General features: G+C 41.9%; 12 protein-coding genes. 1 reads left to right on the forward strand and 11 read right to left on the reverse strand.

Features of this window, described 5'->3' with window-relative positions:
• Nucleotides 1–65 precede the first annotated feature (65 nt).
• The gene (locus P2W73_RS13140; RefSeq protein ID WP_276502509.1) at nucleotides 66–896 is read left to right on the forward strand and encodes an endonuclease/exonuclease/phosphatase family protein; all 831 of its coding nucleotides are present in this window, start codon (nucleotides 66–68) and stop codon (nucleotides 894–896) included.
• 50 nt (nucleotides 897–946) lie between these two features.
• On the opposite strand, the gene P2W73_RS13145 is transcribed toward P2W73_RS13140, so the two are convergent.
• The 11 genes from P2W73_RS13145 to P2W73_RS13195 form a co-directional block, all read right to left on the reverse strand.
• On the reverse strand, nucleotides 947–1351 hold the full coding sequence (locus P2W73_RS13145; RefSeq protein ID WP_276502510.1) for an MGMT family protein: 405 nt from the start codon (nucleotides 1349–1351) through the stop codon (nucleotides 947–949).
• 274 nt (nucleotides 1352–1625) lie between these two features.
• The gene (locus tag P2W73_RS13150) at nucleotides 1626–2804 is read right to left on the reverse strand and encodes a glycosyltransferase (protein WP_276502511.1); all 1179 of its coding nucleotides are present in this window, start codon (nucleotides 2802–2804) and stop codon (nucleotides 1626–1628) included.
• Between the two features lie 54 nt (nucleotides 2805–2858).
• Entirely contained in the window at nucleotides 2859–3533 is a 675-nt protein-coding gene (locus tag P2W73_RS13155; protein ID WP_276502512.1) for an acyltransferase, read from the reverse strand.
• Complete coding sequence (locus P2W73_RS13160) at nucleotides 3502–4134, reverse strand: acyltransferase (protein ID WP_276502513.1); 633 nt, start codon at nucleotides 4132–4134, stop codon at nucleotides 3502–3504. Before P2W73_RS13160 ends, P2W73_RS13155 begins: the two co-directional genes overlap by 32 nt.
• A 20-nt stretch (nucleotides 4135–4154) precedes the next feature.
• Nucleotides 4155–5375, reverse strand: coding sequence for a beta-ketoacyl-[acyl-carrier-protein] synthase family protein (locus P2W73_RS13165; RefSeq protein WP_276502514.1), 1221 nt, complete (start codon nucleotides 5373–5375; stop codon nucleotides 4155–4157).
• A gap of 13 nt (nucleotides 5376–5388) precedes the next feature.
• Nucleotides 5389–5640 (reverse strand): acyl carrier protein, encoded by a 252-nt coding sequence (locus P2W73_RS13170; RefSeq protein ID WP_276502515.1) that lies wholly within the window; start codon nucleotides 5638–5640, stop codon nucleotides 5389–5391.
• 16 nt (nucleotides 5641–5656) lie between these two features.
• On the reverse strand, nucleotides 5657–6847 hold the full coding sequence (locus tag P2W73_RS13175) for a hypothetical protein (protein WP_276502516.1): 1191 nt from the start codon (nucleotides 6845–6847) through the stop codon (nucleotides 5657–5659).
• A 9-nt stretch (nucleotides 6848–6856) separates the two neighbouring features.
• A complete protein-coding gene (locus P2W73_RS13180; protein WP_276502517.1) occupies nucleotides 6857–7840 on the reverse strand; it encodes a hypothetical protein in 984 nt (327 codons plus the stop codon).
• A gap of 16 nt (nucleotides 7841–7856) precedes the next feature.
• Entirely contained in the window at nucleotides 7857–8843 is a 987-nt protein-coding gene (locus tag P2W73_RS13185) for a hypothetical protein (protein ID WP_276502518.1), read from the reverse strand.
• Between the two features lie 4 nt (nucleotides 8844–8847).
• Nucleotides 8848–10641 carry an ABC transporter ATP-binding protein gene (locus P2W73_RS13190; protein WP_276502519.1) on the reverse strand — a complete coding sequence of 598 codons (1794 nt, stop codon included), beginning with the start codon at nucleotides 10639–10641 and terminating at the stop codon, nucleotides 8848–8850.
• A 33-nt stretch (nucleotides 10642–10674) separates the two neighbouring features.
• Complete coding sequence (locus tag P2W73_RS13195; protein ID WP_276502520.1) at nucleotides 10675–13371, reverse strand: glycosyltransferase; 2697 nt, start codon at nucleotides 13369–13371, stop codon at nucleotides 10675–10677.
• Between the last annotated feature and the right edge of the window lie 206 nt (nucleotides 13372–13577).

Here is a 13577-nt window from a genome sequence, read left to right on the forward strand (position 1 = left end):
GTTTATTAAACAGGCAAATGTGTAAATTGCCGGCAAAGCCCTTTGAGTTTATAAGAGTAACTAATATGAAAAAAATAATTGTTTGCCTGCTCAGCGTATGTCTCATGCTTGGGTTATCAGCCCAGACAATCATTACTGGTACTTTTAATTTACGTTACGATACTCCCAGAGACACAGGAAATCTTTGGAAGGACCGTGCACCCATAGCCGCCGCGTTAATTCGGTTTCATGAATTTGATATCGTAGGAACACAGGAAGGCCTGAAGAATCAGCTGGACGATTTGCATCAGTCATTGCCAGAGTATGCTTATTATGGTATTGGCAGGGATGATGGAAAATCAAAGGGAGAGCATTCTGCTATTTTTTATAAAAAAGAAAAATACAATGTGATCGATAGCGGTGATTTCTGGCTATCTGAACATCCTGAAAAACCAGGTTGGGGTTGGGACGCTAAACATAACCGTATCTGCTCCTGGGTAAAGCTTAAAGAAAAGAAAGGAAAGAAAGCATTTTATGTATTCAATGTTCACTATGATCACCAGGGTGTGCAGGCACGAATTGAAAGTAGTAAACTGATCATTCAAAAGATTCAGCAAATCGCGGGCAAAAGCCCGGTGATCTTTACCGGTGATTTCAATGGCAATCATCAAAGTGAATGGTACAACTTTATCAATAAAAGCGGCTGGCTAAAAGATGCGTTGTTTGAGGCGCCTCATCCCTATGTAAACAATGGAAGTTTTAATAGCTTCAAAGTAAATAATCCATCCAAAGATATCATCGATCATGTTTTTATATCGAAGGATTTCCAGGTAAGACGATATGGTATCCTGACGGATACTTATCATGGAAAATTTCCTTCCGACCACTACCCGGTACTGGTAGAGTTGAAATGGTAAGAAAAAGCAGGGTAATAAAATCTCACTACCTGTTTGTATTTTATACTGTACTAAAAGCCCAGCTCATCTGCAGGATCCCAAAACAGCTTTTCAAAATCAACGATTTTATCATTCTTCACTTTTATTCCTTCTTTGTTCAATAATTTTTCCATGGCATCGGGATCACCAAAATGATGTTTACCACTCAACATCCCCAGCCTGTTTACCACGCGGTGAGCCGGAATTTTTGGTTTCACTTTACCGGCGCCATTCATGGCCCAGCCCACCATTCGTGCCGATAGTTTGATGCCGGCATAATTAGCAATAGCGCCATAGGAGGTAACTCTTCCTTTTGGAATAAGCCTTGCTATATCATAAACCATTTCAAAAAATGAATCCACATTTTTTTTGACAGGAAGCGTTTTCCTTGTGGCAGATTTCTTAATGACTTTCTTTACGGGGATCTTCTTTTTCATATGTGCTGTTCCCTAAATACCAAAAATGATATGGCAATTTAAACAACACTTGTGAGGCTGTAGCTTTTTAGAGCATATTTTGTGGTAACAAAAAGGATTTGCAGTGGTATGCGCTTTAATATTTGTAAGCAGCTGCTCCCAAACACCCAAACAACACCTGTCTTCAGGATACTGGCAGGCACACCACCGGCAAGACAACCAGGCGGAATATTTTAATGCAACTGAAGTAATCACCGATCAATTCTTTCACTGATGCTATGGGCTGGCACATCAATCATACGGAAACAAACGCCTCCTCCAATAGCGAATCCAATACTCTTTGATATCCAAAATATGCTTCGACAACATCCCTTGCATTTTTGCAATGTTTTTGGTAATTCCTGTTTACATCGTGTATGGCGGCACTGATTCCTTCAGCATCGTTAAAGCAAAACAGACCAATTCCTGTTTCAATAAATGATGAAAACCCGGTATCCTGTACAACGACCGGTCTGCCGCTCGCCAAATAGCAACAACTTCTTTCACTGAACCAACCACTATTAGTGATTACGTAGCCATGCTTTGCTATGCTCCATTCTCCTTTGGAAGAACGAATATATTGCTGGTAAGTTTCAGGGCTCTTTGTAATTGCTAACGGGTCTTCAATTATCCATCCCAGGCTGCTGAGTTTACTTTTAGGGGCCGTTACACTTCCCATTGCAATTTCAAATGATTCATCTATGGATTGAGGCAAGTCCAGGTAGGGATCAAAAGAAGACGACTTCATTCCATATATTTTTCCATTGTACTCTCTTGTTTTGTAACTGTCCCATTGCATCACGGTACTCCATTTCGAATTTTGGTTGCCGGCAACCATCTTCCATACTTCAGGCACGACAGGTTGCCTGGTAGGCTTCCAGGGAAGATTATCATCAGGGATTGTGCAAACGGATTTTCCAAAGTTTTCACCAAAAGAGAAAAAGCAGTTGTGTTTTCTTGCCAGTTCAATAGCGCTTTGATCAGTAAGATGGCGAATTTGTGTAAAAACAGGATCAGTATCTACAAATGCCCTCACCGGGATTTTTTGCAGGAACTCCCTCATTGGGTTCATACCCGAAAGGTTTAAAAAAACATCTGCAGTGTTGCAAAAGTTTTTTACTGCTTTTTCAGACATACCATACCAATTGCCTGAGTATGCATGATAATAGGCCCAGCTATCCTGCAAATCGAATTGAGAGAATATTTGCTTGATAAATTGAACCCCATATGTGGGATCATTTGATAACATGTGTGTAGTGGGGTTGTAACAAGACGGGTAATCATTACTGTCTTCCAGAAAAATGACTTCATGCCCCATTTTTTTCAAACCCAGAACATATTGCAGGTGATGCCATACCAGGCCTCCCAGGGGGCCGCCCACAATATAACCTGCAACAACAATACGAAGGGGGGCCGTATGGCTGATTTTTATCACAACAGTTTTTATTTTTTGGTCGGGTGAAAAAAATCTTCAGTGCATGAAGGTGCTTTATTGCTGTAACATGTATTCGCTCATGGCAAAGTTTTTTGCATCAACTGTGTCATCAGCCTCAAGTTTCCGGATAACCTTTGCAGGATTTCCGGCTACAATACAGTAAGGTGGCACATCTTCTATTACCACAGATTTACTTCCCACTATGGAACCTTGTCCCAGTCTTATCCCTGGTAGTATGACTGCGTCAAATCCTACCCAAACATTATCTTCAATGATAACTGGCTTTGAATTTGATAATATGGGTAATTGTCGTGAAGGACTGTAAGCCGTTGCTCTCAATAAGTTTCTCCGCTGAGCGGGAGAGAAATAGGAGGAATTTTTCCAACCATCCGTTATGACGGATCCCCATGCAAACATGCAATGATTTCCCACCACGATATGATCACCGCAAATGAATAATGACCCATTAAGGATAGTAAACTCGCCAATTTCAATTTTACCATTTTCACCTACGATAAAACTGGCTCTGTCATAACACCCACTGCCGCTCCCAATCGTCATTGCATCGGGTACGACCGAATTAAAAGCTTCAAAACCATAAGAGGTATCAATAAATGCATGTTCTGAAATTTTTACATTTCCAGGAATGCCTTTTTCAAACCAATCATACTCAAGGTAGATCCGTCCGTTTTCAGCTTTAGAGGGAGTTTGTACGATGTTTTGTCTCATATGGTGATAAAATTTTTCTTGCGGGATTACCCGAAGCAATGGAGCCGGCTTCAACATCTGATGTGACAAAAGCGCCGGGCTCAATTACAGCGCCTTCTCCAATATGAACGCCTTTTAAAATGGTGGCATTAAACCCGATCCATACATCGTCTTCAATTACTACCGGTGCTGTTTTTATCAACGGTCTTTTTCGACGGTTGCCAAGCGGAGATAAGGCGATTGTATCAGCCATTCGTGCAGCTGGTGTTATGGGATGAAAATCCGAGTCGGCAATTGTAACACCCCCAGCAATGAAAACATAGTTGCCTATAGTTATTCTTTCAGAACACACCAATGAGGCATTGGCGATATAACAGTAATTGCCAATTTCAATAAAAGCATTTTCTTCTGCAGCCAGGGATGTTCGCCACAGGGTAACATTGTCTCCCAGCTTTAAGCCAACCGGCAAGCCGGAGAAATAATGTTTAAAACAAAAAGAGGAGTCGGCGATTGTATTTTCGCCAACCTCCATATTTAATGGTATACGGCCGTTAAACCAATCTCCGGGGATAGGCTCACCGGGTCGCAAAGGATGAAATAATATGGACGAAGTTTTTTGCATAAAATGATTTCAATTTTTGTTTAACCTTCCCATTTTTTAAAAGCTATAACTGCATTTAATCCGCCAAATGCAAAAGCATTGGATAATGCATAATCAATTTTTGCAGGGCGTGATTGGTTGGGCACTACATCGAGATCACATTCCGGATCTGTCACTTCGAAATTGGCCGTTGGTGGTAGTTGCTGGTGTTTTATTGCCATCGCCGTTATAACGGCTTCCTGTGCACTGGCTCCACCGAGGGCATGTCCATGCATGGACTTGGTGGAGCTTATTGCCAGTCGATATGCATGCTCTCCAAAAACATTTTTGATGGCTGCAACTTCCATAACATCATTGGCAGAAGTTCCGGTTCCATGAGCGTTGATATAGTCAATCTTTTCCGGGTTAATGTCAGCGTCCTTCAGGGCAAGTTGCATAGCCCTTTCCGCACCTTCCTGGGATGGCCTCGTAATGTGCCCGGCATCAGCACTCATACCTAAGCCAACAATTTCACCATAAATTTTTGCGTTGCGTTGAAGAGCACTGTCTAATAACTCCAGCACTAACATTGCTCCACACTCTCCTAATATCATACCCGACCTGTTTTTTGAAAAGGGCCTGCAGGTATCCCCGGAGATAACCCGGATAGCTTCCCAGGCTTTAAGACAACCAAAACTGATAGGAGCTTCGCTGCCGCCTGTAATGGCCATATCGGAAATACCGTTTCGGATCATCCAAAATGCGTTGCCGATGGCATGATTGGATGATGCACAGGCAGTGGCAACTGTGTAGCAGACTCCTTTAATACCAAACTCCATACTGATCTGGCTGGCCGCCGCATTCGGCATGATGCGGGGAACACTAAGAGAATGAGGACGGCTTTTATTTTCTTTATAGAGGTCACTGAATGTTTTTTCCATGGACTCCTGTCCACCAATACCTGTACCTGTTATGACAGAGGTGCGGTACTGCAATTCATTGTCCCATTTAATACCCGCATCTTTGATAGCTTCCCGGGCCGCAATTAATGCAAATTGAGAAAAGCGATCTAATTGCTCCAATAACTTTTCGTCAAAATGATCTGCGGGATTATAATTTTTTACTTCAGCAGTGAAAGGGATTTTCACCGTGCTCCCGTCCACCAGCCGAATAGGTGCAATACCCGATTTAGCCAGTACAATATTTTGCCATACTTCGTCCACAGTGTTACCCAATGGAGTAATTGCTCCTAACCCGGTAATGACCACTCTTCTTTTTTGCATTCCCTTCTCCTTTTTATTGAGCCACTGCCACTACTACCCGTTGAAGACTTTCTACAGCCTGTCTTACACTTTTGATTTTTAAGACCTCCTCATTAGGAATGCTTACCTTAAATGCGTCTTCAAGATCGTTGATCAACTCTAAGCCATCAAGTGAGTCCATACCCAGGTCCGCAAAATTGGAGTCCATAGTAATTTTGTCGGGGTCAACATTTGCGTTTGCGGCAATAAGCCCGGCAACTTTAGAAAAAATTAAATCTGTCGGCATATAAAATGGTTTTGATTTACGCTAGTTTTTCTAATAAAGAAGTTAATACTTTTCTACTGTCAAAGAAATCTTCGGCGACTGATCTTGCCGCTTTTGCATGATGAGCCAGGTTGGAGGTAACACTCTTTAATGCATCGACAGCGGTTTCAACATTATGAAAAGCAAAAAGGCCATTTCCGCTGGAAATGTATTTGCTCCAACCGGTGTCCTGTGTAATGACCGGGCGACCGGCAGCGAGATAGCAGGCGGAACGGCAGGAAAACCATCCTGTATTTGCTTTTACATAGGTCTCTTTAGCAACAGAAAATTCTCCGTCTGATTGTTGAATAAAAGTTTGGTAGTCTTTCCAATTGCCGGCATACTGATCCGGGCTTAATATTTTCCAGCCTTCGGCTTCTACCTGTTGCTTTTGTAAAGTTTGATCGGTGCCGCCCGTTTGATTGATCACCATCGCCAATTGGATAGCGGGCATTTGATTGGGAAGCTTTATGTATTTATTAAACTCGATATCTTTTTGCCCCCATTCCGTATCATCATATTTTAATTTCTTTGCAGCCGACCAGTTCATCAATGTTGTAAATAGTATTTCATCGTTTGCAGGTAAGGGATTTGGTTTCCAGTAATTCATGCAAACCGGTTGACGGGTGGCATGCCATAACAAGTTGCAATCCGGAATCTGGCAATCCGGCGAACCAATGTTTTCTCCAAAAGTGAAGAGGTAGTTGTGTTGATCCAATAGTTCACGCAGACCGGGTTTGCCTGGAGTAAACATTTGTTGTGACATGTATTGTATCTGGGTAAACATAGGATCTGAATCAATTAATATGCGGGCAGGGATTTTTAAATATTCTTCACGCATCCATGTTGAGCAGGAAATATTGACAAAAACATCAGCACCCCGGCAAATTTCTTTTATCTCACTTTCGCTCAAGCCAAAACATCTTCCCGACGCTTCATCACGATAAGCCCAGCGATTGCTCATGTTAAAATAATCCATTACCGATTTAAGACGTTCCACGCAAGATGAACAATCATCCCAGTCGCTACCGGTTTTCTGGTAAATGGGGTATAGCCTTGTATCTTCAATATAATAGACATCGTGTCCCATGAGTGAGAATCCAAGAGGATATTGTATATAATCCCATGTCGCACCACCGGCCGGGAGTATGGCCATAAATCCACCCACTATGATGCGAAGTTTTTGCATATCTAAAATTTAATCGTTGGCACTTACATACCAGTCTCGTGGATTTACATCGTGTTTGGAAAGCTGCTCGCTCAACAGATGCACAACGAGGGTAAATTGATAATTATCTTTTCTGAATCCCATTTCTTTTATGACAGGTTCAATCAATGGAGTACTCAGCAATGCGATCTTGTTATTTTGTTGTTCATGGAATGGTAATGCAGAGTGTTCCTTATTTATGGAAAAACAGGCTGCCTGTAAACTGTTCCTGAGCCCATCCCTCCCATCTTTTGTCACAATATCGCAGATCAGCCACTGTCGTTCCTTTGCTTTTCGTAAAGTGGTAAACAGCCCCGTTAATTCGCTATCATAAAATACCCCTGTTAAATGATAATCGCCGTGACTGATTTTCCAGGGTAGAATGTCTGTGCTGCGAACGAGTTGACAACTGTACACCTGGGAGGCTTGTGTCCATAGTGCATCAATCCGTGCGTCCGAAGGTTCAATTTTTTGAATTGATATTTCCTGCGGCAAATCGGTGGTAACGTTTTCAGCGAGAGGCTTACTCCATAGCGGGAATGATTGGGTTTGAAAAAAAGGAACAAACTGAAATGCTCTTGACCAACGCGGATCAGGAACCATATGGATTAAGGCAATGCCTTCTTCGCGAAAAAAAGAAACCGCCTGGTTATATAACTGGAAGATGGGGTGCTGCAACAGGTTCAAAAAATTAAATTTTTGTAACTCCTTATTGAGTACCGGAGCAAAGGGCCTGAAGGCCTTGTAGTATTTTCCGCTTACCACGACTTTAGAGGGTATAAAAATAAACTGGCCTGCCAGTTTGTTTGTTTGTTCGTCAATGGCCAGTGAAATGGCGGGTTCTCCCAAGGGTGTATAACGAAAGCGGCGCTCCCATTCGTTCCGGTCAATAGTATCCCAGCCCGAGTTGATATTCCAAAATTCAACTAGTTGATCTATATCTTCGATGGTCGACATCCTGTAAGTAAAAGCCATACTGTTTCTTAATTATTTAATCATCTGGCATAATATACCATCTCTCCGGTAAAATAGCGTCTTTTGCAATTGCGGCTTGCAGCGGGTAACAACCAAATGCAAACTGAAAATCAATATTACTATGATCAATTTCTTTAAGCAATGGCACTATATGCGGGCTACGCATTAGTTTGATTTCCTCAAGGGGAAAAGCGTAACGGTTTTCGTTTTTATGATGCAATGCTTTTATAGATGCAAGCAGCACTTTTTTTAAATCTTTAACGTTACCTGCCAGGATATCAACCAGCAAGCCATCAGCTTTTTTGTAAGCAGCATAACCCAAAAGTTCATTTTCTTTTTTTACTTCAATCACAAGGTGCCGGCTGATTTTCCATTGTAGCCTCGGGGCATTTCGTACAACTCCACATTGTACCGGGAAGTTTGAAACAGCGGTTTCCCATAACTTGTTATAAGATTCGTCAAAAGAAGTTCCGATGCTCGTAGAAAAATTTTCCTTGTTTGATTGTTCCCATATCATTTCATTTTTCAATGAAATGGAGGAACAGCCCCATGTGGTCATTTCCACATCAGGTAGTCCAAACCGCGGGAACAATTTTAGTAATCCGATCCATCCATGAGCTGGCAAGCCATAGAGTAATGAATAACCCTGTTTTTGTGCAATTTCACAACCTGTTTTTATCATCATAAATGCAGGATGTTCATTATTTCTCAGGTCGGTTTGCCTGAAATCTTTATGTAGAATAGGGGCCGAGAGACGGAGTGCTTTTACTTTATTACCGCATAAGAACACTTTTGCGGGAACAAAAACCAGTTGACCGATTACTTCGTCTTCGCCATTCGTTGCAACGATAATAAGACTAGGGCCGCCCGGTATATTAAGATACCAGTCATTGAATTGTTTTTTACTTATGCCGCCCCAGCCAGAAAAATTTTCCCAGAGCGATAGAATGCCCGGAAGATCTTTTTTATCAAAAAGTCGATATGTTATTTGTGCAACCTCCATCCTCTTAAGTTATGTGTTGATATTTATACAGATCGGCGTACAAATTTCCCTGCTGCATCAAGTTTTCATGAGTGCCGGTTTCTACGACATAGCCATTCTGCAGTGTAATGATTTGATCCGCATGTTTGATGGTCGATAAGCGATGAGAGATCAGGAAAATAGTTTTGTCTTTGGCAATCTCAGGCAGTTTTTTAAAGATCCGGGATTCGGTGAGTGCATCGAGTGCAGATGTCGGTTCATCCAAAATAAGAATGGAAGCTTTTTTCAAAAAAGCACGGGCTAAAGCAATTCGTTGTTTTTCGCCACCAGACAACGAACTGCCCATTTCACTTACCGGCGTGTCATATTGTAATGGCATCCGCATAATAAAATCATGTGCCTGCGCCGCTTTAGCCGCCTCCATAATTTCCTGGAAAGATGCTCCTGGTTTTCCGAAAGCGATATTCTCCCGGATGGTCATAGGAAAGAGAAAAGACTCTTGCAGTACCAGCGAGATATTTTCTCTTAAAGAATGTAGCTGAACATTTCGCAGGTCAAAACCATCGATCGTTACCCTTCCTTTAACCGGATCATAAAACCGGGCTATCATCGAGATCAACGATGTTTTCCCCGCACCGGTAGGTCCCACGATAGCTGTTATCTGGCCGGGTTGTGTACGAAAGTTTATATCCTGTAAAATGACATTTTTTTTACCTGTACTGTCTTCATAGCCGAATTGAACATTTTCAAATGCAATTTCGCCCCGAACATTTTTTAGAGAATGGGGATTGACTTTTTCTTTTACGATTTCATTGGAGTCTAGTATTTCAAATAGTCTTTTTCCTCTTGATCCTATGATTACCGCCGTTCCAACGGCTGTAGAAAGAGAATTGACAGGTCCGTATAATGCCGTGACATAACCCAGGAAAATATACAGATCACCGGCGGAGAGATTTCCATTCATTCCGCGATAGGCGCCCATGCCAATTAATACTGCAGAGGCAAGACCCGTGATCAAAGTAATAAGCTGGTTGTATTTTGTAGATACCTTGGTAGCTTTTTGAAAAGCTTTGCCAAAGTCCCAGGCATGATCTTGCAGTTTTCCGTGCATGTATGATTCACGGGCAAATGCCTGGATGATCTTGATCGAAGAAAGGCTCTGCTGCAAAAATGCTGACAGATCGCCCTGCTTCTTATATTGGCTCATGGTGGTATCATTCATCGGCCTGCTGAAATAAGCCAGTGTTGCAGCGAGCAACGGCACAACTGCCATAGCAATAATTGCCATCTGCATATCGATACGTGACATGATATAAAACATGGCGACAAGACAAATCAGCGAAGTGATAGCGGGAATAATGATTTGTGCTACCAGGAAATATATAACGAAAGCATCACCGGTTACCCGTTGCAGAAGATCTCCGACTTTGTTTTTGCTGTAAAAGGATAGCGATAATTGCTGCAGCTTGCTAAACAGGTCTACAGAAATGTCATATACGAGTTTCTGGGCAAGCCCAACTGTCATATTACTTACGATTAAGGAAACCAGGGTGCCTCCTATCGTAACAAAAACAATTGCGATAATACAAAAAAGCAATAGCTCTCTTTTCCCGCCGGGCATAGTTAATCCTGTTATGTCTTGCAGGAATGCGGGTAGTGGATGACCTGCCAGCACATTATCAATTACAATTTTAATAGGCAAAGGCTTTACTACTTCGAAACTCACCCCGATCATAGCGACGAGTATCAGTGCTATCAATTTTATCCGATAACACGAAACATAACCCAACAGTCTTTTGATAACGCCAATGTTTGTCATATTTGATCAACCGATTAAGGCGAATAAATTGTACTAATTGTTTTCGATAAGGATTTCCAACACTCTTTTTTCCCGGAAATCCCGCCGTGAATAATTCTTGACAATTTTGTCTTCCTGGACTAAGCTTTGGACGTAGGCAACTTGTGACTCTATCATTTTTGTTTCCTGTTGGAAAACTTTTTCTGTGATTGGCATAATGAGGTCTTCACTCCCAGGCAACGCTTTAAAGGCTTCTGATAAATCATACATCGCTCTCGCCTTATCTGTGAAGTAGGTAATTATTAGCCCCACCGAAAACAAGGCCAGTACGCCACCAGCCAGGTAACTACTATCGAAGAATGCAAGAGAAGATAAAATGCTTAAGACGAGGGTTAATTGAATTCCGGTTGCTGAATATTCGGGTTGACATTTGAAACGCAATAACTGTTTATTGCCGCCGTGTTCTTCAATGGTCAAAAGACCTTTTGCGCTGGCGAAAAAGCCACAGGTTACATGCAGGTCCCACTGATCATACTGTCCACCCCGCCTAACCCGTACTCTTGATTGCAATAAATTGTTTTCAATCTCCTGCAACCATTGTTCAGCTGATTTCCAGGTTTCCGACCAATGCTTTAATGTTAATTTACTTTTGAATAACAAGCTTGGATGAAAACGATTAGATCCTCTCTTGCGCCACGGGGCCAGGCCATGTGCAATGCGGCCATACAAACGGGCAAAAGGCTGAACAATATGCAACACGGTTGTCAACCCCCAATATTTCAAGTATTGTTTTTTGCTTTCAAATTTCTTTGTGCTTAATGACTTTGCTGCACTGATACCGGCCTGCAAAATTGAAATAGTTAGGGCGATGAATAAAAACGGCAATAACCATAATAGAGGCAGCCAGCTCAATCCAAGAAATGATAAAAAGCATAAAATAAAAACAAGCAGGTACCATTCCGGCATTAACGGAATGCAACTGATAAAGCCGGGAGCTTGTTGATAAACAGATTGAAAAGGCGCCGATCCCCAAATGCCATGAAAGATTTTGTCCTTCTTCAGTTTAATAGGTAAGGTAATGCCATTTCCATAGATTCTGCCGGCCCATGATAGATGACCAAAGCCATTATATTTTTCGGGCCACTTTGCTTCTAACAATGCTTCGGCTTTTCCATAACCTTTTTGTTGTTTCCAATAAGCTTTCAACGAATTTCTGCGGTGATGCCATACAAAAGCGGCGGGATGAAAGCCAATCGTTCTACCGGTATGCTGAATTCGCCAGCAAAGATCTACATCATCACCTGCTGCCCGGTAAATAGGATCGAAGCCACCTAATTCAAGCAGGATATCTTTTCGGAAAGACATGTTACAGCCTGGTATATGTTCGGCTATTTCATCAGTCAGTAAAACGTGCACGGGGCCACCAGGTGCATTCGCAACACAAGTTGCAATAGGTCCGTCATTGTCCGGCGCTATATTCGGACCACCAATGGCTGCATGCGGAGTTGTTTGATAAGCATATGCCAAGTAACGTAACCAATCTTTATCGGGGTAAGCGTCATCATCAATATATGCAACGATCTCCCCTTTGGCTTCCAGCATACCTGTATTCCTTGCATTGCTAAGACCGCGGTTGGATGTACTGATCAGGCGAACAGGATATTCACTGACGATTTCGGCCAATCTATCTTTCGATCCATCATTGACAACGATTACTTCGTAATTGGGATAATTGAGCTGCTGCAATCCTTCCATGCAGTCACGGATAGTGGCCGAGCCATTGTAACTGCAAACAACAACCGAGATAAGTGGTAACTCCTGTTCACTTTGAAATGGAATATCGGCAAATGCTTTCGCTACGGTATCAAGCGCCGGCTTTGGATTTCTTTGGCGGTCTACCAGCCCGAAATCCCAATCTTCGATGTCAAACCCTCCACGCCACCATTCGTCCGTCCAGGCAAATACAAAAGCGCCGGCGGATCCCTTTGCAAAAATTGTTCTTAGTTGCCAGTCTAGAATTTCAGATTGTTTTTCAACACCATTCCGCATACTGTCCAAGCCGATTTCGGCTAATACCAGGGGACGATCGCCTGTAATATTATGTAACCGCTGCAGGTAGGCGTTTAATTTTTCCTGCGTCTCCAGGTAAACATTAAAGCAGTCGAAATCAAGAAACGGCAATTTTAAATATTCAGTAGTAGGATAGTTTACATACGTTACCAATCCTTCCGGATCTACTGATTTTACAGCTGCATAAAGTTTATGAAGAAACTGTTCAATTTTTTGTTTCCCATAATAACGTACGATAGGAGCTGGAATTTCATTACCAATCGAATAGCACAATATGGCCGGATGACCGGCACATGCGGCAACATATTTTTTTGTATTGTTAACTATTGATTGTTTTCGTTCATTGGAATCAAGGAACGTAATATGTTGTTCCCATGGTAATCCAACCATCACTTTCAACCCATATTTCCCGGCAATATCCAATAGTTCACCAGGAGGAGTTGTATAAGTTCTGACAGTATTGATCCCATACATGGCCATTTGAGAAAAATCTTTTTCAATCACAGTGGTGTCAGGAAACTGGATACCTTTTTCGTTTGGACGAAATGTACCGTAGGTAACTCCTTTGATATAAAACTTTTCATTGCCCAGCATAATAAATTTTCCTTTTACGACCGGGCGAAGTAAGGAGGAATGAATGAATGGCTGGGGAATAGAATGCCCGGCTTCTTTGATTGACATAAGAATTAGTTTAGTTTTTTAATGTACCTGCATGTGTTTACACAAGAATGCCTGGCAAGCAATCAGACTTTGCTACGATAAAAGCCTTATTTAATGTGATAAAATGGGCGGCAATAATACTTATATGGCGAGCAAGAAGGGCGGGATAATGTTGTACTTAAAGATATGGAATTAATTTATCATTCAATCAAAACGATAAATTTTTT

Source organism: Terrimonas pollutisoli, from assembly GCF_029360765.1.
Classification (GTDB): domain Bacteria; phylum Bacteroidota; class Bacteroidia; order Chitinophagales; family Chitinophagaceae; genus Terrimonas_B; species Terrimonas_B pollutisoli.